This is a genomic window from Pseudomonas sp. LBUM1676, from assembly GCF_059695605.1.
Window position 1 is genome coordinate 460,376 of record NZ_CP166777.1, and the last position, 24,442, is coordinate 484,817.

Genomic DNA, 24,442 nt, shown 5'->3' on the forward strand with positions numbered 1-24,442 from the left:
AGAGAGGATTTCTCCAGTCAACAGGCAAAAGTAATGTGATGTGCGTCGGGCTCAGCGCAATTCGATAATGGTGGTTTGCAGCAGATTGCCGTCCCGGTCGTGATAACTGACGCGAATCTGTTCTGCATCGACGATCAGGTGCGCGAAGTTGTCCTCGCTGATGACCTTGCTGGTCAGTTCATGTAGAAAGTCTCCCTCGGCGGTTCGGGCCAATGGTTGATCGAGGATGAAGGTGGAGGCATTGGCATAGGGCAGCATTTTGCTATTGCACAATGGCGAAGACACGATGGTGTGAACCTCGAAATCCGGGTCTTCGCTGTGGGTCAGCCGACTGGTCAGTGAACCGTGAATATCCCCGGAAATGAAGAAGACGTTCTGGATACCCTGTGTACGAATAGTCTCAAGCAGCCGTAGCCGCTGCTCGGGAAAGGCTTGCCACGCATCATCGCCCTGGCGTTTACGGTCGGGGTAGAACATCACGCTGGTCACTACGAATTTGACCCGGGCCGGGCTGTGAATCAACCAGTCACATAAAGCCTGCTCCTGGGCGTCGTCGAGGATGCGCCGGTCATTGTTCGAGAGATTGCGTCGGGTTCGAGTGTCGGTGACAAACCATTCGATATCACCTTCGGTAAATTGATACCAATACCTATCGAGGTGTTTGTTTATTTGTCCGTTGCTGGACAAGTCGTGCGCCGGGCTATGGCTGGCCTGATATAACTCATACGCGCCTATTGCGTTGGTATATAAAACATCATCGGCCTTGCTTCTCTTGGCGGGCCAGTTGTCTTCGATCTCATGGTCATCAAGGATCATATAAACAGGCAGGTTGGACATCAAGTTGGCAATGTTGGGTTGCGAAAAAGCCGTGCGGTACTTGCTCAGAATCTCCTTAAGTTCGCGGTCAGGGGCAATGAAGTTCAGGTCATCGACATAGATCTGGTCGCCCGTCATCAGCATGGCGCTGACAGGCGGGTCGGCCTGCTCCGTCAAACTTGATATAGACGCAAAAATCCTGTCACCCTGATGCGGCGCAGCGGCAACGCCTGCGGTCATGCGCAGGTAACGGCAAGACCCTGTGATGTAGGCCCGTGGTAGCGTGGTCTGGTTGGATCGGGTGCGGAAGCGATGGATCCGGGGCGGCCATTGCAGTGCCAGCTCCTGGATCGTCTGCGTGGTATGGGCCGCACTTGTCGCGCTGAACCAGCCGGCCTGATACTCGTAACGGGTATCGGCTACAAGGTCGTTGAGCGCGATGACTTCAGACATGTCACGCTTGCTCTCGAGTTTTGCGAAAACACCGGCGGACCAGTGCTCTTCACCCGCACGTCGAAAACGCACGCCCGCAAACACCGAAGCCTCTTTCTGTAAATCACCACGTAAGAAGATGCGCGCATGGTTAGTTGTAGTGTGGCCAATAATAGGGCCGACAGTTGGCTTTAACATGATCGAGTCCATTCGACTTTTATTAATCGGGAAAGTTAATGTTCAACGGTTGAATTGAAAAACCGTATAACTAATCCTATTGATTGGACCCTAAAAAATATTCAGCCGAAATGGACTCGAGTTGTAGGTGGTGTCAGCTACAAATGTAGGAAGCATTCTCTTCAGGAAAAAAGCTTCAGACAAAAAAAGCCCCGCCAAATGGGCGGGGTTGAGGTACGAGCGTGGCGCTCGGAAAACGTGGAACGCAACAGGCCCTCCGGTGAAGGAGGGCCGGCCGGTGTTACAGCAGGATGGTGCGGATGTCCGCCAGCAGGTCGCTCAGACGCTTGGTGAAGCGTGCAGCAGCGGCGCCGTTGATCACACGGTGATCGTAGGACAGCGACAGTGGCAGCATCAGTTTCGGCTGGAAGGCTTTGCCGTCCCAGACAGGCTGGATGGTTGCCTTGGAAACACCGAGGATCGCCACTTCCGGTGCGTTGACGATCGGCGTGAAGCCGGTGCCGCCAATGTGGCCGAGGCTGGAAATGGTGAAGCAGGCACCTTGCATGTCGTCAGCGGTGAGCTTTTTGTCGCGGGCTTTGGCGGCCAGCACGGCGGCTTCGGCTGCCAGTTGCAACAGGCTCTTCTGGTCGACGTTCTTGATGACCGGTACCAGCAGGCCATCAGGGGTGTCGACGGCGAAGCCAATGTTCACGTACTTCTTGCGGATGATCGCCTTGCCGCTTGGTGCCAGCGAACTGTTGAAGTCCGGCAGTTCCTTGAGCAGGTGCGCGCAGGATTTAAGCAGCAGCGGCAGGATGGTCAGCTTGACGCCAGCCTTCTCGGCAACGGCTTTCTGAGCGACACGGAACGCTTCCAGGTCGGTGATATCAGCCGAATCGAACTGAGTCACGTGCGGAATGTTCAGCCAGCTGCGATGCAGGCTCGACGCGCCGATTTGCATCAGGCGAGTCATCGGCACTTCTTCGATTTCACCGAAGCGGCTGAAGTCCACGACCGGAATCGGCGGGATGCCCGCGCCGCCGGTTGCGCCAGCCGCAGCGGCCGGTGCTTCCTTGGCCTTCTGCATCATGGCTTTGACGTAGACCTGAACGTCTTCCTTCAGGATGCGACCGTGCGGACCGCTGGCGCCGACTGCATTCAGCTCGACGCCGAATTCACGGGCCAGTTGGCGAACAGCCGGGCCTGCATGAACCTTGGCGCCCGGCTTGGCCGCTGCAGCAGCCGGTGCGGCAGGCGCAGCGGCGGCCGGAGCGGCTTCAGCCTTGGCAGCCGCAGGTGCTGGTGCAGCAGCAGCGGGAGCCGGGGCAGCAGCAGGCGCAGCGCCTTTGACTTTCAGCTTCAGAATCAGGTCGCCGGTACCCACTTCGTCATCCAGCTTGATGGAAACGCTTTCCACCACGCCAGCGGCAGGCGATGGAATTTCCATGCTCGCCTTGTCGGATTCCAGGGTGATCAGCGACTGGTCGGCTTCAACGGTGTCGCCGGCCTTGACCAGGACTTCGATGATCTTGGCCTTGCCTGCCGAACCGATGTCCGGGACATGAATGTCCTGAACGCTGTCGGCAACCGGTGCAGCCGGGGCTGCAGCGGCTGGTGCTGGAGCAGCGGCTGCCGGAGCAGCTGCCTGAGCTGGCGCGGCAGCAGCCGGTGCTGCGGCACCTGCCACTTCCAGATCCAGAATCAGGTCGCCGGTGCCGACTTCGTCGTTGAGCTTGACGCTGATGGCCTTGACCACGCCAGCGGCAGGCGATGGAATTTCCATGCTCGCCTTGTCGGATTCCAGGGTGATCAGCGACTGATCAGCCTCGACGGTGTCGCCGACCTTGACCTGGATCTCGATGATCTGGGCCTTGCCGGACGAGCCGATATCCGGCACGTGCACTTGCTGAACCGAAGCGGCAGCAGGCGCGGCTGCTGGAGCCGGAGCCGCGGCGGCAGCAGGAGCAGCCGGTTTCTCTTCAGCCTTGGCAGCCGGCGCAGCGGCAGGGGCCGCAGCTGCGGCACCTTCGACTTCCAGCTCCAGCAGCTCGTCGCCTTCCTTCAGGCGATCGCCAAGTTTTACTTTCAGGCTTTTGACGATGCCGGCCTTGGGAGCAGGAACTTCCATGCTCGCCTTGTCCGACTCAAGCGTCAGGATGCTTTGCTCGGCTTCGATACGGTCGCCGACCTTTACAAACAGTTCAATTACTTCACCTTCACCGCTGCCGATGTCAGGTACGCGAATGAGTTCGCTCACAGAGTGTCTCCTCAGCAGTCCAGTGGGTTGCGTTTTTCCGGGTCGATACCGAACTTGGCGATGGCTTCAGAGACCACCTTGGGTTCGATGTCGCCACGGTCAGCCAAGGCTTCCAGGGCTGCCAACACCACGAAATGACGGTCGACTTCGAAGAAGTGACGCAGCTTCTTGCGGCTGTCACTGCGGCCGAAACCATCGGTGCCCAGGACTTTGAATTCCTTGGACGGGACCCACTGACGAATTTGTTCAGCGAACAGCTTCATGTAGTCGGTAGACGCGATGACCGGACCTTTACGGCCGTTCAGGCACTCTTCGACATAGCTCAGTTTAGGCTTCTGGCCCGGATGCAGACGGTTGGTGCGCTCGACGGCCAGGCCATCGCGACGCAGTTCGTTGAAGCTGGTAACGCTCCAGACGTCAGCGCCGACATTGAACTGTTCACGCAGGATCTTCGCCGCTTCACGCACTTCACGCAGGATGGTGCCGGAGCCCATCAGCTGAACGTGGTGCGCCGCTTCGCGGGTGTCTTCTTCGAGCAGGTACATGCCCTTGATGATGCCTTCTTCAACACCGGCCGGCATGGCTGGTTGCTGGTAGGACTCGTTCATCACGGTGATGTAGTAGAAAACGTCCTGCTGCTCTTCGGTCATCTTCTTCATGCCGTCCTGGATGATCACCGCCAGCTCGTAGCCGTAGGTTGGATCAAAGGTGCGGCAGTTCGGGATGGTGGCAGCCAGGATGTGGCTGTGACCGTCTTCGTGTTGCAGGCCTTCGCCGTTCAGCGTGGTTCTGCCTGCGGTGCCGCCGATCAGGAAGCCACGGGTGCGGCTGTCGCCAGCAGCCCAGGCGAGGTCGCCGATACGCTGGAAGCCGAACATCGAGTAGAAGATGTAGAACGGCAGCATTGGCTGGTTGTGGCTGGAGTACGAAGTACCGGCAGCGATGAAGGAGCTCATGGCGCCCGCTTCGTTGATGCCTTCTTCGAGGATCTGGCCCTTCTTGTCTTCCTTGTAGAACATCACCTGGTCTTTATCGACTGGCTCGTACAGCTGGCCGACGGAAGAGTAGATGCCCAGCTGGCGGAACATGCCTTCCATACCGAAGGTACGGGCTTCGTCCGGAATGATCGGGACAATGCGCGAGCCGATTTCCTTGTCCTTGACCAGTTGCGCGAGGATCCGCACGAAAGCCATGGTGGTGGAGATTTCACGGTCGCCCGAGCCGTCCAGGATAGCCTTGAGGGTATCGAGTGCCGGGGTCGGAATGTTGAAGCTTTTTGCGCGACGCTGTGGCACGAAACCGCCCAGTGCAGTGCGGCGCTCGCTCAGGTAGCGGGCTTCGGCGCTGTTGGGTTCCGGCTTGAAGAACGGCAGGTTTTCCAGTTCTTCGTCGCGCACTGGAATGTCGAAGCGGTCGCGGAACAACTTCAGGCTGTCGACATCGACTTTCTTGGTGTTGTGCGCAGTGTTCTTCGCTTCGCCGGCACCGGTGCCATAACCCTTGATGGTCTTGGCCAGGATGACGGTCGGTTGTTCTTTGTGGTTGACCGCTTCGTGGTACGCCGCGTAGACCTTGTACGGGTCGTGGCCGCCACGGTTGAGTTTCCAGATCTCGTCGTCGGACAAGTCTTCAACCATCGCCTTGAGTTCTGGCGAGTTGAAGAAGTGTTCACGCACGAACGCGCCGTCTTTGGCTTTGTAGTTCTGGTACTCGCCGTCGATGACTTCGTCCATGCGACGTTGCAGGATGCCGTCGACGTCTTTGGCCAGCAGTGGGTCCCAGAAACGGCCCCAGATGACTTTGGTCACGTTCCACTGAGCACCGCGGAACACGCCTTCGAGTTCCTGGATGATCTTGCCGTTGCCGCGAACCGGGCCGTCGAGGCGCTGCAGGTTGCAGTTGATGACGAAGATCAGGTTGTCGAGCTTCTCGCGGCCAGCCAGCGAGATTGCACCCAGGGATTCCGGCTCGTCGCACTCGCCGTCGCCCAGGAAGCACCAGACTTTCTGCTTGCCTTCGGGGATGAAGCCGCGGGCTTCCAGGTACTTCATGAAGCGTGCCTGGTAGATCGCCTGGATCGGGCCCAGACCCATGGATACAGTCGGGAACTGCCAGAAATCAGGCATCAGCCAAGGGTGCGGATAGGACGACAAGCCCTGGCCGTCGACTTCCTGGCGGAAGTTGTTCATCTGGTCTTCAGTGATACGGCCTTCCATGAACGCACGGGCGTAAACGCCTGGCGAGGTGTGACCCTGGAAGTAGATCAGGTCGCCGCCGTGTTCGTCGGTCGGGGCCTGGAAGAAGTAGTTGAAGCCGATGTCATACAGGGTTGCGCTGGAGGCGAAGCTGGAGATGTGACCGCCCAGGTCAGAATCTTTCAGGTTCGTACGCATCACCATGGCCATCGCGTTCCAGCGTACCAGCGAGCGAATGCGGCGTTCCATGAACAGGTCGCCAGGCATGCGTGCTTCGTGGGTTACGGGAATGGTGTTGCGGTATGGCGTGGTGATGGCGTAAGGCAATTGCGAACCGCTGCGGGTTGCGAGTTCGCCCATACGGGTCATCAGATAATGAGCGCGGTCTTCGCCTTCTTTGTCGAGAACCGATTCCAGGGCGTCCAGCCATTCCTGGGTTTCGACGGGATCGAGGTCTTGCATGGCTTGCTCCAGGGCGGAAAGGCTTCCAGAATCGGTTGCCTGAGTTTGCGACTGGCCTTGTGGGCAGACGATATAAATTCTTGGATTGCCGAGAGGTTGTTCCGGCGGCGTGTAGTTTTACTACAAATCTTCGGGCATTTCAGCTATCCGAATGTATATACGAGTAGTAAAACTACAGATGAGCGGCTTATGGCCTCCAGCTGCGTTGTGAGAATAATCGTTAAGGTTGGTCTTTTGCCAATCAGAAAAGGTGAAAGCTTGATGCTCACTGCCAAAAATCAACAAATATCAGCTATTTCTAACCTTTGTTCGACAGTCGATCACGTAGTGCGTTTTCACAAATCACTACATGCAGCCTTCTACACGCCGACCAAGGATAGACCATGAGCCTCCCCTCGCTTGCCGAACTGCCCGGCATTCTTCTGCCGTTTGTCATCCGCGCCGAGCAGTCGTTCCGTGCGGCCGTCGCCGGGTTGGACGACGACCAGGGTCTGTCCGGCTGGACGCCTGAACGCTGGGCGCAATGGGCCCGTGTCACTGCGTCCAGCGACTTCGTGGTCGAACAGAGTACGCGCGACCCTGCCATGTTGCTGGAGCTGGTTCAGTCCGGCGAACTGGACCGCAGTTTTGCGCCCGGTGAGTTGTGCGGGCAGATTGCTGCAGCAGTGAGTGCGGTGGAAACAGACGATGAACTCGCTCGCGCCCTGCGCCGCCAGCGCAATCGCCACCAGGTGCGAATCATCTGGCGCGACCTGAACCGCCAGGCCGATCTGGTTCAGACCTGCCGCGACCTCTCGGACATGGCCGATGCCAGCATCGATCAGGCCTATCAGTGGTTGTATTCCCGGCATTGTCAGCAATTCGGCGTGCCCACTGGACGGCGCAGTGGTGAGCCGCAACAGATGGTCATTCTCGGCATGGGCAAGCTCGGCGCGGTCGAGCTGAATCTGTCCTCGGACATCGACCTGATCTTTGCCTACCCCGAGGGCGGTGAAACCGTTGGCGTGAAGCGCTCGCTGGATAACCAGGAATTTTTCATCCGGCTCGGCCAGCGCCTGATCAAGGCGCTGGACCCGATGACCGTCGACGGTTTCGTGTTCCGTGTCGACATGCGCCTGCGGCCCTACGGTTCGGCGGGCGCATTGGTGCTGAGCTTCAACGCGCTGGAGCAGTATTACCAGGATCAGGGTCGCGACTGGGAGCGCTATGCCATGATCAAGGCGCGGGTGGTGGCCGGCGATCAAGTGGCCGGCGCCCAGTTGATCGACCTGTTGCGGCCGTTCGTTTACCGGCGTTACCTGGACTTCTCGGCCATCGAAGCGCTGCGCACCATGAAGCAACTGATCCAGCAGGAAGTCCGGCGCAAGGGCATGGCCGACAATATCAAGCTCGGCTCCGGCGGCATCCGTGAAGTGGAATTCATCGCTCAGGCCTTCCAGCTGATCCACGGTGGTCGCGACCTGAGCCTGCAACAACGTCCTCTATTGAAAGTGCTGAGCACGCTGGAAGGTCAGGGGTACCTGCCGCCTGCGGTGGTGAGCGAACTGCGCGAAGGCTATGAATTCCTGCGCTACACCGAACACGCCATCCAGGCGATTGCCGATCGCCAGACCCAGATGTTGCCGGACGGCGCCGAGGACCAGGCGCGCATTGCCTTTATGCTGGGCTTCGCCGATTGGCCGGCTTTCCATGAACAACTCATGCATTGGCGCGGCCGGGTGGCATGGCACTTCGGTCAGGTGATCGCCGACCCCGACGAAGAGGAAGGCACCGAGAGCGAAGTGGTGGTAGGCGGTGAATGGCTGCCGTTGTGGGAAGAAGCCCAGAACGAAGAAGCGGCCTGCCGCCAATTGGAAGAGGGTGGTTTCACCGATGCGGCCAAGGCCCTGAAAGCCTTGGCTGGCCTGCGCGGTAGCTCGCAGTTGCGTGCCATGCAGCGTCTGGGGCGCGAGCGCCTGGATGCCTTCATCCCGCGATTGCTGGCTCAAGCCGTGGAACACGCCAATCCCGACCTGGTATTGGAGCGGGTGTTGCCGCTGGTTGAAGCCGTGGCCCGCCGCTCTGCGTACCTGGTGTTGCTGACCGAGAACCCGGGTGCTTTGCGACGCTTGCTGACCCTGTGCGCCGCGAGCCCGTGGATCGCCGAACAAATCACTCGTTTTCCGCTGCTGCTCGATGAATTGCTCAATGAAGGCCGGCTGTTCAAGCCGCCCCTGGCGCCGGAACTGGCCGCCGAATTGCGTGAGCGCCTGACCAGGATTCCCGAGGATGACCTCGAACAGCAGATGGAAGCCCTGCGCAATTTCAAACTGGCGCACCGCTTGCGGGTGGCCGCTTCGGAGATCGTCGGCAGCCTGCCATTGATGAAAGTCAGCGATTACCTGACCTGGCTCGCCGAGGCGATCCTTGAACAGGTGCTGGCCCTGGCCTGGCGCCAGACCGTGGCCAAATACGGTACACCGTTGCGCACCGACGGCACCCTGTGCGATCCCGGATTCGTCATTGTCGGCTACGGGAAAGTCGGTGGCCTGGAACTGGGACATGGTTCGGACCTGGACCTGGTGTTCATCCATGACGGCGATCCACAGGCGGAAACCGACGGGCCCAAACCTATCGATGGCGCCCAGTTTTTTACCCGGCTCGGGCAGCGGATCATTCACTTGCTGACGACCCAGACCAACTCCGGCCAGCTGTATGAAGTGGATATGCGCCTGCGTCCGTCCGGTGCTTCAGGGTTGCTGGTGAGTTCCCTGGGGGCGTTTGCCCGTTATCAGGAAAATGAAGCCTGGACCTGGGAGCATCAGGCTTTGGTGCGTGCGCGGGTGCTGGTGGGCAGCGAAGGTGTCGGCCAGGCCTTCGAAAAAGTTCGTGCGGCGGTATTGGGCAAATCACGAGACCTGGTGATCTTGCGTCAGGAGGTCAGCGAGATGCGCGCCAAGATGCGCGATAACCTCGGCACCAAGAGCACCGCAGCCGGCACCGGGGCAAATGCCTTCGAGGCCACGGCGCCGTTCGATCTCAAGCAGGACGCCGGAGGTATCGTCGATATTGAATTTATGGTGCAATACGCGGCCCTGGCGTGGTCGCAAACGCACCCGTCATTGCTGCGCTGGACTGATAACATCCGCATTCTGGAAGGGTTGGAAGAGGAAGGGCTGATGCCCGCCGAAGACGCCAGCCTGTTGCGTGAGGCCTATAAAGCCTACCGCTCCGCCGCCCACCGGCAGGCCTTGCAGAAGGACCCCGGGGTGATACCCGGCGACCAGTTTGTAGACGAACGACGGCAGGTATTGCGGATCTGGCGCGAGCTGGGGTTAAGCTGATTCTCGAACGGGGAGGCGTATGCCTCCCCGGTTCGTTTATGGAAACCACATGAAAATTCTGATCGTTGGGCCCAGTTGGGTCGGTGACATGGTGATGGCGCAGACACTGTTTCAGTGTCTCAAGCAACGCCACCCGCAATGCGAAATCGACGTACTGGCCCCCGAATGGAGCCGGCCGATTCTCGAGCGCATGCCCGAAGTGCGCCAGGCCTTGAGCTTTCCGCTCGGCCACGGCGTTCTGGAGCTGGCGACCCGTCGGCGCATCGGCAAATCCCTGGCCGGCCAGTATGACCAGGCGATCCTGTTGCCCAATTCCCTGAAGTCGGCGCTGGTACCGTTCTTCGCCGGTATCCCGAAACGCACCGGCTGGCGTGGCGAGTTCCGCTATGGTCTGCTCAATGACGTGCGCACTCTGGATAAAGAACGTTACCCGCTGATGATCGAGCGCTTCATGGCTCTGGCCTTTGAGCCTGGCGTCGATCTGCCCAAGCCCTATCCACGGCCGAGCCTGCAAATCGATCCGGTCAGTCGCGAAGCGGCACTGGCCAAATTCGGTCTTGCCCTCGACCGTCCGGTGTTGGCGCTGTGCCCCGGTGCCGAGTTCGGTGAGTCCAAGCGCTGGCCGTCCGAGCACTATGCCAAGGTCGCCGAAGCGAAGATCCGCGAAGGCTGGCAAGTCTGGCTGTTCGGTTCCAAGAACGATCATGCCGTCGGCGAAGACATCCGCTCGCGGCTGATTCCCGGTTTGCGTGAAGAGTCGGTGAACCTCAGCGGCGGCACGTCGCTGGCCGAAGCCATCGACCTGATGTCCTGCGCCGACTCGGTCGTCTCCAACGACTCCGGTCTCATGCACGTCGCCGCCGCACTGAACCGCCCATTGGTGGCGGTCTACGGTTCGACCTCGCCGGGCTTCACGCCGCCATTGGCCGAACACGTCGAGATCGTGCGCCTGGGCATCGAATGCAGTCCGTGCTTCGATCGCACGTGCCGCTTCGGCCATTACAACTGCCTGCGCCAGCTGATGCCGCAAGCGGTGAACGAAGCCTTGCAGCGGTTGCAGGGCACTGTGGTCGAGGTCAAATAGTTTGCGGGTTCTGCTGATCAAGACTTCTTCGCTGGGCGACGTGATTCACGCGTTGCCGGCGCTGACCGATGCCGCTCGGGCAATCCCCGGCATCCAGTTCGACTGGGTGGTGGAAGAGGGCTTCGCCGAAATTCCGACCTGGCACCCGGCCGTGGGCAAGGTGATTCCGGTGGCGATTCGTCGCTGGCGCAAGAACATCTGGCAGACCATCAAAAGTGGCGAGTGGAAGCGCTTCAAGCAAAGCGTTCGCGCCACTGAATACGATTTGGTGATCGACGCCCAGGGCCTGCTGAAAAGCGCGTTGCTGACCCGCTACGTCAAGGCCCCGGTGGCCGGGCTGGACAAGCACTCGGCGCGTGAGCCGATTGCCGCGCGCTTCTATTCCCGACGCCTGGCCGTGGCCCGCGGGCAGCACGCCGTAGAGCGGGTGCGTCAACTGTTTGCCGTGGCCCTGGGTTACGATTTGCCCGAAGGGCTGGGTGATTACGGCCTGAATGTCGAGCGCCTGGTGGAATTGCCGCGCAAGAATCCTTACGTGCTGTTCCTGCATGGCACCACCTGGGACACCAAACACTGGCCTGAAGCCTACTGGCGCGAGTTGGCCGAGCGGGTCGGCTATCTCGGCGTGGCGGTAAAGCTGCCATGGGGCAATCCGGTCGAGAAGGCCCGGGCCGAGCGCATCGCCAAAGACATGAAGCACGTCGAAGTGCTGCCTAAACTGAACCTGGCGGGCGTTGGCAAGGTGCTGGCCGGCGCGCAGGCCTGCGTGGCGGTGGACACCGGTCTTGGTCACCTCGCCGCGGCGCTGGACGTACCGACGCTGTCGCTGTTCGGCCCGACCAACCCGGGCCTGACGGGTGCCTATGGCAAGTCGCAGATCCACCTGGCCAGCGACTTCCCTTGCGCGCCGTGCCTGCAAAAGAAATGCACCTATCAACCGACGGCCGAAGACGCCCGTCAGTTCGACCTGAAACGCGAGTGGCCCCTGTGCTTCACGCGTCTGAACCCCGAGCGTGTCGCGAGCCGATTGAGCACGTTGTTACTGGCTGAGGAGCTGCGCTGATGCAATTGGCTTTTGTCCTGTACAAGTATTTTCCCTTTGGTGGCTTGCAGCGCGATTTCATGCGCATCGCCCTGGAGTGTCAGCAGCGCGGCCACCAGATTCGCGTCTACACGCTGATCTGGGAAGGCGACATTCCACCAGGTTTCGAGGTGTTGGTAGCGCCGGTCAAGGCGCTGTTCAATCATCGACGCAATGAAAAGCTCAGCGAATGGATGGAGGCGGACCTGGCCAAGCGCCCGGTAGATCGCCTGATCGGCTTCAACAAGATGCCTGGTCTGGACGTCTACTACGCTGCCGACGGCTGCTTCGAAGACAAGGCGCAGAACCTGCGCAACTCGCTATACCGGCGCTGGGGTCGCTACCGGCACTTCGCCGAGTACGAGCGCGCAGTGTTCGCCAGGGATGCCAAGACCGAAGTGCTGATGATTTCCGAAGTCCAGCAGCCGCTGTTCATCAAGCATTACGACACGCCGCTGGAGCGCTTCCACCTGCTGCCACCGGGCATCGCCCAGGACCGTCGTCGGCCGGCAGATGCGGATGAAATTCGTGCCGGGTTTCGCGCGGAATTTAACTTGAAAGACGATGACCTGCTGCTGGTGCAAATCGGTTCCGGGTTCAAGACCAAGGGCGTGGATCGCAGCCTCAAGGCGCTGGCCGCCTTGCCCGCCGAGCTGAAGAAACGCACCCGGCTGTTTGTAATTGGCCAGGACGACCCCAAGTTATTCCAGATGCAGAGTGCGGCATTGGGGCTTGGCGACAACGTGACGTTCCTCAAGGGCCGTAGCGATATCCCGCGTTTCCTGCTCGGTGCCGACCTGTTGATCCACCCGGCGTATAACGAAAACACCGGGACCGTATTGCTCGAAGCCCTGGTGGCCGGGTTGCCGGTGCTGGTGAGCGCGGTGTGTGGTTATGCCCATTACATCGCCGAGGCCGACGCCGGCCTGGTGCTGGACGAACCTTTCGACCAGGCACAACTGACCCAGTACCTGACCGGCATGTTGAATGACGCTCAAGCACGGGCGGCCTGGAGCCGCAACGGCCTGGCCTTCGCCGAGACGGCTGACCTCTATAGCATGCCGCAGCACGCGGCTGATGTGATTCTGGCGGAGCACGCTTAATGAAGTTGATGCTGGCTGAACCGTTCAAGAGCCTCTGGGCCGGGCGCGACCCGTTCGCCGAAGTCGAGAAGCTCGAGGGCGAGGTGTACCGCGAGCTTGAAGCGCGCCGGACCCTGCGTACCGTTGTCGACGGCAAAGGGTTTTTCGTGAAGATCCACCGCGGCATCGGCTGGGGCGAGATCGTCAAGAACCTGGTCACCGCCAAGCTGCCGGTGCTCGGTGCCGGCCAGGAATGGAAGGCCATCCAGCGTCTGCAAGAAGTCGGCGTGCCGTCCATGACCGCCGTCGCTTACGGCGAGAAGGGCAGCAACCCGGCGGATCAGCACTCGTTCATCATTACCGAAGAACTGGCGCCCACCGTCAGTCTCGAAGATTTCAGTATCAATTGGGTCCGGCAGCCACCCTTGCCAAAGCTCAAGCGTGCGCTGATCGCCGAAGTCGCGCGCATGACCGGCATGATGCACCGCGCCGGGGTCAATCACCGCGACTGTTACATCTGCCACTTTCTGCTGCACACCGATAAACCGGTGACGGCAGAAGACCTGAAGCTGTCGGTGATCGACTTGCATCGTGCCCACACCCGCCCGACGATTACCCAGCGCTGGCGCAACAAGGACCTGGCGGCGTTGTATTTTTCGGCGCTGGACATCGGCCTGACCCGGCGCGACAAACTGCGTTTCCTCAAGGGTTATTTTCAGCAGCCCCTGCGCCAGATCCTGGGCGAAGAGGCCGGGTTGCTCAGCTGGCTCGAAGGCAAGGCCAACAAGCTCTACCAGCGTAAACAGCGATACGGGGACGCGCTCTGATGCCGGGTTGGAAACTGGAACCTGCTTATAGCGATCTGGCAGAAGACTTCGGCAGCCTTGAGGCCGTGTTTGCGCTTGAGGGCGAGCGTTTGACCCGCGACCCGCTGTCCGAGGTCATTCGCGTCAAGCGCAATGGCGTCAACTATTACGTCAAGCGCTATGTCGGTGCGGGTAAAGGGCTGCGGCGTTACCTGGGCAAACCCCGGGTCAAGGCCGAGTGGCAGAACCTCAAGCGCTTCGCCAAGTGGGGCATTCCCACGGCCGAAGTGGTGGCCTGGGGCCTGGAGCGGCGCGGAGCGGCTTACGATCGCGGCGCGATGATCACCCGTGAACTGCCCAATACTGAAGATTTGTCCGCCCTGGCGGAACGACATGATCCGAAGCTGGCGGACCGCGCCTGGGTCGACACCGTCAGTCGACAGTTGGCCAACTACACCCGGACCATGCACGATCATCGCTTTACCCATAACGATTTGAAGTGGCGCAACCTGTTGATTGACGATCAGGCCCGGTTGTTTCTGATCGACTGCCCCAACGGCGATTTCTGGCGCGGCTTCTGGCTCAAGTATCGCATCACCAAGGATCTGGCCTGTCTGGACAAGGTCGCCAAGTATCAACTGTCGGCCACCCAGCGCCTGCGCTTTTACCTGCAATACCGCCAACGGCCCCGGCTCGATGCCGCCGACAAAAAACGGATCCGGCACGTGGTGAGATTTTTCGAGGGGCGCGAATGACTGATTTTCTGGCCGCTGAAGACCGGGCGCTGCTTGAACGTCATGGCCTCGGCACTTTCGACGCACTCTGGGCCAGGCAGCTCGACGCTGTCGATGAGCCCAACACTGCTCGCGGTGGCTGGAGCAGCGTGTTTCGGCTGGAGCTGGAAGGGCGTGGCTATTACCTCAAGCGCCAGAGCAACTATCAGATGCACACTTTGCATGCGCCCTTTGGCGAGCCGAGTTTTGCTCGTGAGTTCCGCAATATCAGTCGCTATGAGCGATTCGGAATTCCTGCCTTGAAAGCGGTGTTTTTCGGCGAGCGCAAGGTCAACGGCGAGGTCAGGGCGATTCTGCTGACCCGGGCCCTGGACGGTTGGGATGACCTGGATGCACTGTTGCAACGCTGGTCCGACCTGAGCGCGACACAGCACTCGGCGATTCTGCGGGCCTGTGGACAGCTGGCTCGACGGCTGCACGGTGCGCGTCAGGTTCACGGTTGCTTCTACCCCAAACATATTTTTCTCCAGGCCACCGGCGACGGCTACCAGGCGCAGCTGATCGACCTGGAAAAAACCCGGCCATTGCTGTTTGGTTCCCGTGACCGGGCCAAAGACCTGGAGCCGCTACTGCGTCGAGCGCCCGCGTGGAGCGAAGCGCAGTTGCGCGAGCTACTGGGCGCCTATCTGGATCAACCTCAGGACAGCTCGCTGATCGATAGCTGGCTTACGCGCCTGCACGCGCGACGCAGTCATAAGGAGACGCGCTGATGCGTTTGTCCGAGCTGAAGAATGCTGGCCGCAGCCCCGCCCTGCCGTTGAACATTTCACTGGCCGATGCTGCAGGTCCCGCCGAGTTGCAGTTGCTGAGCCTGTTGCGGGTCTTGCCCGGGCAGCGTTATGTCGGTGCTGGTGTCTGGCGCGGCCGGCCAGTGCTGGCCAAATTGTTGGTTGGCAGCAAAACGGCGCGGCATTTTCAGCGTGAACTGGACGGCGTGCGTTTGCTCGCGGCCCAGGGCCTGACCACGCCGCAGTTGCTGGCCGACGGCCTGAAAGAGGGCGAGGGTGGCTGGCTGCTGTTTGATTTCCTGGAAGGCGCCGAGAGCCTGGGGGAGGCCTGGAAGCAGGTCGAGCAATTGCCCGTGTTGGCGGATCAGCAATCGGCGGTCCTGGCCGATGCGCTGGGCGCGATTGGTCAGCTGCACCGCAAAGGGCTGTGGCAGGAGGACCTGCACCTGGACAATCTGCTGCGCCAGCGCGGTCGGCTGTATTTGATCGATGGCGCGGGTATTCGGGTCGAGACGGCCGGCAAACCGCTGTCGCGCCAGCAGGTTCTGGAAAACCTCGGGGTGTTTTTCGCTCAGTTGCCCAAGTCGCTGGAGCCCTTCACCGAAGAGTTGCTGGTGTATTACCTGCTGAGCAACGGCGAACATGCCTTGCCCATGGAAGCCTTGCAGAAGCAGATCGATAAAGTCCGCAGTTGGCGCCTGAAGGATTACCTGATCAAGGTCGGCCGCGAATGCACGTTGTTCAGTGTTCAGCGTGGGGCATTTGGGCTGCGGGCTATTCGTCGCGAGGAAGAAGCGGCGATGTTGCCGGTGCTGGAACAGGCCGATGCCTTGCTCGACCAGGGCCATCTGTATAAGACCGGCGGCGCGGCGAGCGTAGGAAAAGTCGAGGCTGATGGTCGGGCGCTGGTGATCAAGCGCTACAACATCAAAGGCTTTGCGCACTGGCTCAAACGCTTCTGGCGCCCAAGCCGTGCCTGGCACTCGTGGCGCGAAGGCAATCGCCTGACGTTCCTCGGTATCGCCACGCCCAAGCCCCTGGCGTTGCTCGAAAAGCGTTTTTTCTGGTTGCGCAGTCGCGCTTATCTGGTCACCGAGCATTTGGCGGGGCCGGACATCATCGAGCGCTTTGCGCCTTTTATTGAAAGCGGCGATGCGCCCGAGGCGGAGCTGCTGGCGCTGGATCACTTGTTTGCCGAACTGATCCGCGAGCGGATCAGTCATGGGGATTTCAAGGGGCATAACCTATTCTGGCAGCAGGATCGCTGGGCGCTGATCGATCTGGATTCGATGTGTCAGCATGGCTCCGTGGGCAGCTTTGCCCCGGCGTATGCGCGGGATCGGGCGCGGTTCATGCGTAATTGGCCCGAGAGTAGTGCGCTTTATCAAGTCATCGATCGGCGTATTCCCAAAGACATCTCCAGCGCTGCCTGAATCGCCTTCGCGAGCAGGCTCGCTCCCACAGTAGATCTCGGTCGTACAAAAATATGTGTGCGACACAGCTCCAGTGTGGGAGCGAGCCTGCTCGCGAAGAGGCCGGCACATCCAGCGAAAGGCCATGAGTGTCACTAGAGGACAAGCGCTTATGAAATGTCCTACATAATCTCCAGACCCCATGAACTGTGCCCTGAAGAGTCACGATGCTAGTTTGCCTGACGTTCTCGGAGGGCAGATTTTGACTATAAAAACGGCTGTCATGCTCAGCGCATTCTCACTGACACTCTCCGGCTGCGGGACTGTTTCAACAGTGCTGCAGGCTGAAGAAGACGCGGCTCGAGGCCTCAGAAAACAAAAAACCTACTGCCAATCCATCCCGCGGATCTACAGTGGCCTGGCCTACGATTTTTGCGTATTGAATGCGCCGCCCGATCCAACGGGCTTCCTGGTACCGTTCATTCTGATGGACTTTGCCCTGTCGGGTGTCTTCGACACGGTTTCGTTGCCTTATACGATTTACCGCCAGGCCGCGGACGGCAATATCAGTATTTACTGGAGGGCCGGCCGTGGATAAGCCATGCGGCAAGCTTTCGTCCGGGCCATCTTCACCGGGGTAATAACCGCAGGGTCATTCCCGCCATGTTTACGCTATAATCCCGCCCTTTAGCTGCCTCTCGCTCCTTGCGAGAGGCACATCAATTTTCGAGGCGCCTTGCGCCTGCATGCAGACTAAAGAGGCTAGACCCCTGTGGCATTGACGATTCTTGGCCTGTCCGGCGCCCTTAGCCATGATCCTTCCGCAGCCCTGTACATCGACGGCAAGCTGGTCGCGGCGGCTGAAGAAGAGCGCTTTGTACGCGATAAACATGCAAAGAACCGCATGCCCTACGAATCGGCGAAATTCTGCCTCGAGCAGGCCGGCATCAAGCCGTCCGATGTTGACGTGGTAGCGATTCCGTTCGCACCGATCAGCCTGTTCGGCAAGGCCCGCTGGCAGTACGCCAAGCGTTACTGGTACGCCCCGGACCGCGCCCTCGACGCAATCCTGATGGGCAACCGTCGCTACAAGCGCTATCGCAACAAAATTGTCTGGTGCCTCGAGCAGCTGGGCTTCGATCCGAAGAAGATCAAGATCGAGCCGGTCGAGCACCACCTGGCCCACGCCTCCAGCGCCTACCACTGCTCCGGCTTCAAGGAGAAAACCGCGATCCTCGGGATCGACGGCAAGGGTGAGTACGCCACGACCTTCTTCGGTTACGGCGAAAACGGCAAGATCCACAAGATCAAGGAATTTTTCGATCCGGACTCCCTCGGCGGCCTGTATGGCGCGATCACCGAGTTCCTCGGTTTCGAGATGCTCGACGGCGAGTTCAAGGTCATGGGCATGGCACCGTACGGCGATGCCAGCAAATACGATTTCTCGCGGCTGGCCTCGTTCGAGAACGGCGAGCTGGTGATCAACACTGAGTACGCCAACGTCATCGGCCTGCGTCGTTATAAAGAGAAAGGCAAGGGCTTCTATTTCTCGCCGAAGCTGATCGAGTGGCTGGGTCCCAAGCGCGAAGGCGACATCGCCGACGAACCGTACATCCACTACGCCGCGAGCATGCAGGCGCTGTTCGAGAAGCTGGCGTTGCAGATGATCGACCATTACCTGGGCGATGTGCTCAAGGAAACCGGCAAGCTGGCCTATGCCGGCGGCTGTGCGTTGAACGTCAAGCTCAACCAGAAAATCATCGCTCGCGATGACGTCAAGGAGCTGTTCGTCCAGCCGGCGTCCGGCGATGCCGGCACCGCGGTGGGCGCGGCAGCTTACGTGTCCCACGCCCGCGGGGTGCCGGTCGAGAAGATGGAACACGTCTACCTCGGCCCGTCCTACAGCAACGAAGACGTGCTCGCCGCGTGTGCCCGTCACCCGAGCAAGCCGGTGTGGCGCAAGCTCGCGAACATGCCGGAAAATATCGCCAAAATCATGGTCGACGGCAACCCGGTGGCCTGGTTCCAGGGGCGCATGGAGTTTGGTCCGCGGGCCCTGGGCGGTCGTTCGATCATCGGTTGCCCGAGTGCGACTGGCGTGGCTGACCGCATCAACCACCAGATCAAGTTCCGCGAGCGCTGGAGGCCTTTCTGCCCGTCGATGCTCGATACGGTTGCACCGCAGATGATCAAGATCGATCACCCGGCACCGTTCATGACCTTCACCTTTGAAGTGGCCGAGGAATGGAAGACCCGCGTGCCGGAAGTCGTCCACGAAGACGGCACGTCCCGGGCCCAGGTGCTCAAGCGCGAATACAACCCGCGCTACTACGACATGATGAAGGCGCTGGAAGTGCTGACCGGTAATGGAGTGTCGTTGAACACCTCGCTCAACCGTCGTGGCGAACCGATGATCTGCTCGCCGACCGATGCCCTGAACATGTTTTTCGGTTCCGATCTACAGTATCTGATCATGGAAGACATCCTGGTGGTCAAAGAGGGCGCGAACGCATATGACACGCTCGGCTGAACGCCATGTGCTGCAGTTCTGTCACGGCTATGACGGGCCGTTTCTGGACTGCGCCCGGCAGTACGCCAGCCTTTTCGCGGGGACCGGCTATCGGGTGACCACGGTGTTCCTCACCGGGACCGCCGATGCCGACGTCGCCGCGAGTTGCGCTTCCGACGAAGTGTTGTTCATGGAATACAGCTCCAAGGCCATTCGTGGCCTGAAGCTGGGCGCCATTGGTGATCTGCGCAAGATCGCCGCCTCGCGCAATTTCAGTTTCTGTATTGCTCATCGCTTCAAGCCGATTTATATCGCCTTGCTGGGTACTTCGCTGCCGGTGATTGGCGTGCATCACGCCTTTGACGATTACAAGCGCGGCACCCGCAAACTCTTCGCCAATATTTTCCGCAAGCGCCTGAGCCTGCTTGGCGTTTCCGATGCGGTGCGTGACGATATGCGCAGTTGCCTGCCGAAATGGCCGGCCGCGCGGATACAAACGCTCTACAACCGAATCGATGTGCCGGCCTTGCAGGAGAGCCAGGTGTCGGTTCGCGAAGCTCGGGAAACACTCGGTCTGTCGATGGATGCCTGGATAGTCGGCAACGTCGGGCGACTGCACCCCGACAAGGACCAGGACACCTTATTGCAGGGTTTCGCCGTAGCGTTACCTGGCTTGCCGGTTAACAGTCAGTTGGTGATTCTCGGTGCCGGTCGCCTGGAACAGGACCTCAAGGCCCTGGCCCGTGAGCTCGGTATCGGCGATCGCGTGCTATTCCTCGGTCAGGTGCCCGAGGCACGGCGTTATTTCCGGGCCTTTGATGTGTTTGCCCTGAGCTCCGATCACGAACCGTTCGGCATGGTGTTGCTGGAGGCCATGGCCGCCGGTGTGCCGTTGCTCGCCACGGCGTGTGGCGGAGCGAAGGAAGTCGTCGAAGGCGTAGGCATTTTGTTCCCGCTGGGCGATGCCCAGCGTTTGGCCCAAGGGCTGCAACATCTGGCCGCAATGGATGAGCAGCAACGTCATCAGTGTGCCGAGCTGATGCTCGACCGCTTGCAAGAGCGCTTCTGCGACCGCGCGGTGCGCGATGCCTTCTGGCGTCTGCCGCATATCACCGAACTGGCACCGAGGGGCTGATGCTTAACCGATTTCAAGGCTGGCGTGAACGTGGCTGGACGGTAGTCGATGCCTCGATCTACGCCCGGGCCTGGCAACGTTATGGCGGCAGCGTCGCGACTCATCCCATGGTGGTCGAGCGGCTGGCGCAGTTGGCCGACATCCCGGTGCGCTACCTGGCCTGGGAGCAGGACGGTGAAGTCAAAGCCGCAATCCCGACCTGGGGCCGCGACCTGGCCTTATCCAAGGATGTGCTCAAGCGCCAGGGTAAAAAGGGGTTGTTCGACCTCGGCAATGCCGAATTCATCTTGCCGGCGGCTGCCGACGCCCAAGCCCCGCTGCGCCATCGCGCACGCTACCTGTCGGCGCTGAATGAAGGCCGCTTTACCGGCATCAGGTTGCAGGCCGAACAACTGGCGATGGCCCGCACGCCCGAAGAGCTGTCGAAGAAGTTCCGCTACAACCAGCGCCGCGAATTGCGCTTGCTGGAAGAGGCGGGCGGGGTGGTGCGACCGGTCAGCGAATTTTCCAGCAGCGAGCTGGCGGCAATCTATTGCGACCTGTTCCAGCGGCGCTGGGGTTTCCCGGCGACCGGAGCGCAGCGCATGGCCGAGGTTATCGAGTTGCTGCGCGACTTGTTGATCGGCTCGGTGATTTTCCTCAACGATGCGCCGATAGCCATTCAACTGGTCTACCGTGTGGAGACACCGCAGTGGATCAGCGTCGAGTACATCAATGGCGGCGTCGATCCCGAAACCCGTGCATTCAGCCCCGGCAGCGTCTTGAGTTTTCTCAACACGCAAAGCGCCTGGGAGCATGCCCGGGCACTGGACAAGCCCCTGCGCTTTTCTTTCGGGCGCGCCGACCGTGAGTACAAGGATCGCTGGTGCAATCCTGTGCCGGTGTTCACCGTATGAGCCAGCCCATGAATCGCAAACAGCAATTGCTCAAGCGCCATCGGCGCAACAAACGTATCGGCCTGCTGCTTGCGCTGGTGCTGTTGATTGCCTGCGGGCTGCTGGTAGTCTGGTGGCTGCCGGTGGTACTCGCGGTTCTGGGCTGGATTGCCCATGAGGCATGGTTTGCCGATCATCTGTTTTATTCGCCCAAAGACGATTATCAGTACAGCTTCCCACCGTTTACCCAGCAGCCCAAGGTGCACCTGGACGGTGAACGGTTGCGGCTGGACGAGGGCGTGATGCTGGTCGACAACGCCACCCTGATCCTGGCGCTGCGGATCAAAAGCACCTGGCTGGGACGCTTTATCGATCCTGTTGTCGAGCTGGCCGGTGGTGCCGATCCTGACCGCCAGGCCTTCGAGCGTGGAGTCGATGGTGTGCGTTATCTCAATCTCACGGGTCAGGCCGCTGTGCTGTCGCAAGGTGAGTTGCGTCTGCGCGTACGATTCTGCCGGTTGCTCGGCGAGCCGGTGCTCTGGGCATTCGAACATCCGGATTACAGCCGTCAGCGGGTCATGGTGATCGCGCCTCACGCCGACGACGCCGAACTGGCTGCATTCGGCTTGTACAGCGGCGCCGAACAAAGCTGGATCGTGACCATCACGGCGGGTGAAATCGAGGCCGGGCATTACCGGCAGATGGGGCTGGAAGGTGTCGAAGCGTCTCGGCTGAAGGGCTCGCTGCGCGCCTGGGACAGTATCAGCGTGCCGTTGTGGGGAGGCGTGCCTCAGCAACGCTGTATTCAACTGGGCTACTTTTGCCTGCAGTTGCCCACCATGCAGAGCGCGCCGACCGAGCCCGTAGCATCCAGCGAGGCACAGCTGGGCGATACGCGATATTTCCGCCGATTCAATCCCTTTGCCTTGGGCAGCGACGTCGATGGCCAGCCCTCCTGGAACAATCTGCTGGCCGATTTGCATGAGCTGATCGAACGCATCCAGCCCCAGGTCATCGTCTTGCCACACCCGCGCTTCGATCCCCATCCCGACCACCTGTGTTCGCAGCAGGCGGTGATGCAGGCATTGAGCGGCACGGCGTGGCAGCCCGAAACCTTGTTGCATTACGCCAATCATTTACACGACAACGATCGCTGGCCAATGGGCGATGCCGGTACGGGTGTTGCACTGCCACCCCAGATCGGTACCCATGAACCGTTGCTGCCCTGGACGCTGTGTCTGTCGGCAGAAGAGCAGTGGCGCAAGGCTATGGCGCTGGGCATGATGCACGACCTTCAGCCCCCGCTTCCCTTCAAGCGGCTACTGCGCCGGGGGATTCAACGTTGCCTGGCCGCTCGACGCTGGCCGGCATTCGGTAAAAACGAATTCGTGCGCAAAACGGTACGACGCCACGAGTTGTTCTGGGTCCAAGAGTTGTCTGGGAAGAGGGAGTCCAATTGAAAGTCCTGTTTCTGGTGCAGAAAGAGCAGCGGGCGATTCTCGATCGGCTGTATGACGGTATCGCCAACCATTGCGAGTGCGACAAGCGCGAATTGACCAGTGAAGAGCAGGACGATTTGCGTGGGTATTTTCGCCAGCATGTCGATGTGACCCGGTATGACCGTATCGTGTTTTTCCTGCGTTTCAAAAAAGAAATCAGGCAGGTGAGGTTCATCCAGACCCTGCCCAACCTGGTTATTCTTGAGCACGATGCCTACCAGAATTACATCCCCTGCAAATACACCGGAAAATTCAGTGCCCATTACCGCAAACTGCCCTGGGCGCGGGTGATCAGCTCGGGTTTCATGGTCAGCGAGCGCTTGCGCGCAGAGGGCTTCGACGCGGTCTTCGTTCCGAAAGGGTACGACCAGACATTGCTGCAAGACCAGGGCCGTGAGCGGGATATCGAGCTGGCCTTTGTCGGCAGTACCAACAGCGTCGCCTACAGTGGCCGCAAGGCATTGCTCGATGAGTTGGGTCGCGTGGAATCGATGATCGTGACTCGCACCAAATCCGGTGAAGAGTACTGTGACACGCTCAACCGGATTCGCTTCTTCGTCAGCGCCGATGTCGGTATGGGCGAATTCATGATCAAGAATTTCGAAGCCATGGCCTGTGGTTGTGTGCTGCTGGCCTACGACCAGGGCTCGGCGGAAAGCAGCGCGCTGGGTTTGCAGGACATGCATAATGTCGTGCTCTATCAGGATGTCCCCCAGCTCCAGCAGAAGCTGGCCATATTGCGGGCGGACCCTGAGCTTGCGCAGCGCATCGCTTTCAATGGTCGCGAACTGGCGGTCAGTCAGTTCAGTTTTGCGCGGATCGGCCAGCGCATCGTCGAAGAGCTCAAACCTGCATTGCGCCCTCGCGCGCCGTTGGGTCTGCTGGAAAAGGTGCGTCTGAAACTGGGCGTTTGACAAGGGTTGGTCAGCTGTTGAGATGGCTGGCACTTTGACTTTTAATCGAGAATCAGGTGCAGTTTTCTACAGAAAGTAACATTACATTGGTGGTCACCAGCTGTGGCCGCCTGGACCTGCTCAAAATAACTCTCGAGAGTTTTGACCGGTTCAATACAGCCGCCATCCGCGAAGTCTTCATCACTGAAGATGCAGGCGATGATCAGGTGCATTCGGTCATTCCCGCCGGTTGGAAAGATCACTGCACGGTGTTCGTCAATCGCCCGAAACTCGGCCAGTTGGCGTCGATCGATCTCGCCTACGAGCACGTCACCACGCCGTACATCTTTCATTGCGAAGATGACTGGGAATTCTATCGCCCGGGGTTTGTAGAAGACTCCATGAGCATTCTTGAATTGCGCCCGAACATTCTCCAGGTGTGGTTGCGCAGCTATGTTTACGATCTGTGCGTGCACAGCCCCTACATCCATCTGGGAGCACGTGAAATTGTCGGTGGTGTGCCGTGTTACCCGCTAATCTCAGACAAACCGGAGTGGCAGAGTTTTTCACTCAATCCCGGTTTGCGTCGTATGAAGGAATACCGGCTCTGCGCCCCGTTTGCCGAGCACGGCGGCGAGAAAGCGTTGTCCATGCGTTACGCGCAGCTTGATCTGAGCGCCGTGACGCTGGAAGGAGATGCCGTTCGGCATACCGGATTTGGCCTCCATGTACAGACGTCGGCGGAACGTGAGCGCAAGGCACGCCGCAGTCGGCGTGAACATGTGAAGTCCGGATTGTTACTATTGCTGGGAGTCTGCATTGGCTGGTTCATCAACTAAGTGCACCACTGCTAGCCACTCGGGACCCATGCATTGGCTT

Annotated in this window: 18 protein-coding genes; 15 read left to right on the plus strand and 3 right to left on the minus strand. The window is 59.9% G+C overall.

Going from position 1 to position 24,442, the window contains the following annotated elements:
- Positions 1 to 51: 51 nt before the first annotated feature.
- The 3 genes from ACA041_RS02125 to aceE all read right to left on the minus strand — a co-directional run bounded on the left by ACA041_RS02125 (position 52) and on the right by aceE (position 6,342).
- The gene (locus ACA041_RS02125; protein WP_497439671.1) at positions 52 to 1,446 is read right to left on the minus strand and encodes an alkaline phosphatase D family protein; all 1,395 of its coding nucleotides are present in this window, start codon (positions 1,444 to 1,446) and stop codon (positions 52 to 54) included.
- 280 nt (positions 1,447 to 1,726) lie between these two features.
- On the minus strand, positions 1,727 to 3,685 hold the full coding sequence (gene aceF / locus ACA041_RS02130) for a dihydrolipoyllysine-residue acetyltransferase (protein ID WP_497439672.1): 1,959 nt from the start codon (positions 3,683 to 3,685) through the stop codon (positions 1,727 to 1,729).
- 11 nt (positions 3,686 to 3,696) lie between these two features.
- On the minus strand, positions 3,697 to 6,342 hold the full coding sequence (aceE, locus tag ACA041_RS02135) for a pyruvate dehydrogenase (acetyl-transferring), homodimeric type (RefSeq protein WP_497439673.1): 2,646 nt from the start codon (positions 6,340 to 6,342) through the stop codon (positions 3,697 to 3,699).
- A 383-nt stretch (positions 6,343 to 6,725) separates the two neighbouring features.
- Between aceE and glnE the strand changes: the two genes are divergently transcribed.
- From glnE to ACA041_RS02210, 15 genes are all read left to right on the plus strand, one after another.
- Positions 6,726 to 9,665, plus strand: a complete 2,940-nt coding sequence (gene glnE / locus ACA041_RS02140) for a bifunctional [glutamate--ammonia ligase]-adenylyl-L-tyrosine phosphorylase/[glutamate--ammonia-ligase] adenylyltransferase (protein ID WP_497439674.1) — start codon at positions 6,726 to 6,728, stop codon at positions 9,663 to 9,665.
- A gap of 49 nt (positions 9,666 to 9,714) precedes the next feature.
- Entirely contained in the window at positions 9,715 to 10,749 is a 1,035-nt protein-coding gene (gene waaF, locus ACA041_RS02145) for a lipopolysaccharide heptosyltransferase II (RefSeq protein ID WP_497439675.1), read from the plus strand.
- Between the two features lies 1 nt (position 10,750).
- On the plus strand, positions 10,751 to 11,812 hold the full coding sequence (gene waaC / locus ACA041_RS02150; protein ID WP_497439676.1) for a lipopolysaccharide heptosyltransferase I: 1,062 nt from the start codon (positions 10,751 to 10,753) through the stop codon (positions 11,810 to 11,812).
- On the plus strand, positions 11,812 to 12,933 hold the full coding sequence (locus tag ACA041_RS02155; RefSeq protein ID WP_497439677.1) for a glycosyltransferase family 4 protein: 1,122 nt from the start codon (positions 11,812 to 11,814) through the stop codon (positions 12,931 to 12,933). The genes waaC and ACA041_RS02155 overlap by 1 nt, the downstream gene beginning before the upstream one ends.
- A complete protein-coding gene (gene rfaP, locus ACA041_RS02160; protein WP_497439678.1) occupies positions 12,933 to 13,739 on the plus strand; it encodes a lipopolysaccharide core heptose(I) kinase RfaP in 807 nt (268 codons plus the stop codon). The genes ACA041_RS02155 and rfaP overlap by 1 nt, the downstream gene beginning before the upstream one ends.
- Positions 13,739 to 14,473, plus strand: coding sequence for a lipopolysaccharide kinase InaA family protein (locus tag ACA041_RS02165; protein WP_497439679.1), 735 nt, complete (start codon positions 13,739 to 13,741; stop codon positions 14,471 to 14,473). Before rfaP ends, ACA041_RS02165 begins: the two co-directional genes overlap by 1 nt.
- Positions 14,470 to 15,222: a lipopolysaccharide kinase InaA family protein gene (locus ACA041_RS02170; RefSeq protein WP_497439680.1), complete on the plus strand. Its 753-nt coding sequence runs from the start codon at positions 14,470 to 14,472 to the stop codon at positions 15,220 to 15,222. Before ACA041_RS02165 ends, ACA041_RS02170 begins: the two co-directional genes overlap by 4 nt.
- Entirely contained in the window at positions 15,222 to 16,673 is a 1,452-nt protein-coding gene (locus ACA041_RS02175) for a lipopolysaccharide kinase InaA family protein (RefSeq protein WP_497439681.1), read from the plus strand. Before ACA041_RS02170 ends, ACA041_RS02175 begins: the two co-directional genes overlap by 1 nt.
- A 241-nt stretch (positions 16,674 to 16,914) precedes the next feature.
- A complete protein-coding gene (locus tag ACA041_RS02180; RefSeq protein WP_497441995.1) occupies positions 16,915 to 17,250 on the plus strand; it encodes a YceK/YidQ family lipoprotein in 336 nt (111 codons plus the stop codon).
- Positions 17,251 to 17,424: 174 nt separating this feature from the next.
- Positions 17,425 to 19,182: a carbamoyltransferase family protein gene (locus ACA041_RS02185; RefSeq protein ID WP_497439682.1), complete on the plus strand. Its 1,758-nt coding sequence runs from the start codon at positions 17,425 to 17,427 to the stop codon at positions 19,180 to 19,182.
- On the plus strand, positions 19,166 to 20,296 hold the full coding sequence (locus ACA041_RS02190) for a glycosyltransferase (RefSeq protein ID WP_497439683.1): 1,131 nt from the start codon (positions 19,166 to 19,168) through the stop codon (positions 20,294 to 20,296). Before ACA041_RS02185 ends, ACA041_RS02190 begins: the two co-directional genes overlap by 17 nt.
- Positions 20,296 to 21,192, plus strand: a complete 897-nt coding sequence (locus ACA041_RS02195; protein ID WP_497439684.1) for an antimicrobial resistance protein Mig-14 — start codon at positions 20,296 to 20,298, stop codon at positions 21,190 to 21,192. The genes ACA041_RS02190 and ACA041_RS02195 overlap by 1 nt, the downstream gene beginning before the upstream one ends.
- Before the next feature lie 8 nt (positions 21,193 to 21,200).
- Positions 21,201 to 22,631, plus strand: coding sequence for a PIG-L deacetylase family protein (locus tag ACA041_RS02200; RefSeq protein WP_497439685.1), 1,431 nt, complete (start codon positions 21,201 to 21,203; stop codon positions 22,629 to 22,631).
- Positions 22,628 to 23,584 carry a glycosyltransferase gene (locus ACA041_RS02205; protein WP_497439686.1) on the plus strand — a complete coding sequence of 319 codons (957 nt, stop codon included), beginning with the start codon at positions 22,628 to 22,630 and terminating at the stop codon, positions 23,582 to 23,584. Before ACA041_RS02200 ends, ACA041_RS02205 begins: the two co-directional genes overlap by 4 nt.
- 56 nt (positions 23,585 to 23,640) lie before the next feature.
- Positions 23,641 to 24,402, plus strand: a complete 762-nt coding sequence (locus ACA041_RS02210; protein ID WP_497439687.1) for a glycosyltransferase family 2 protein — start codon at positions 23,641 to 23,643, stop codon at positions 24,400 to 24,402.
- The last annotated feature ends 40 nt before the right edge of the window (positions 24,403 to 24,442 follow it).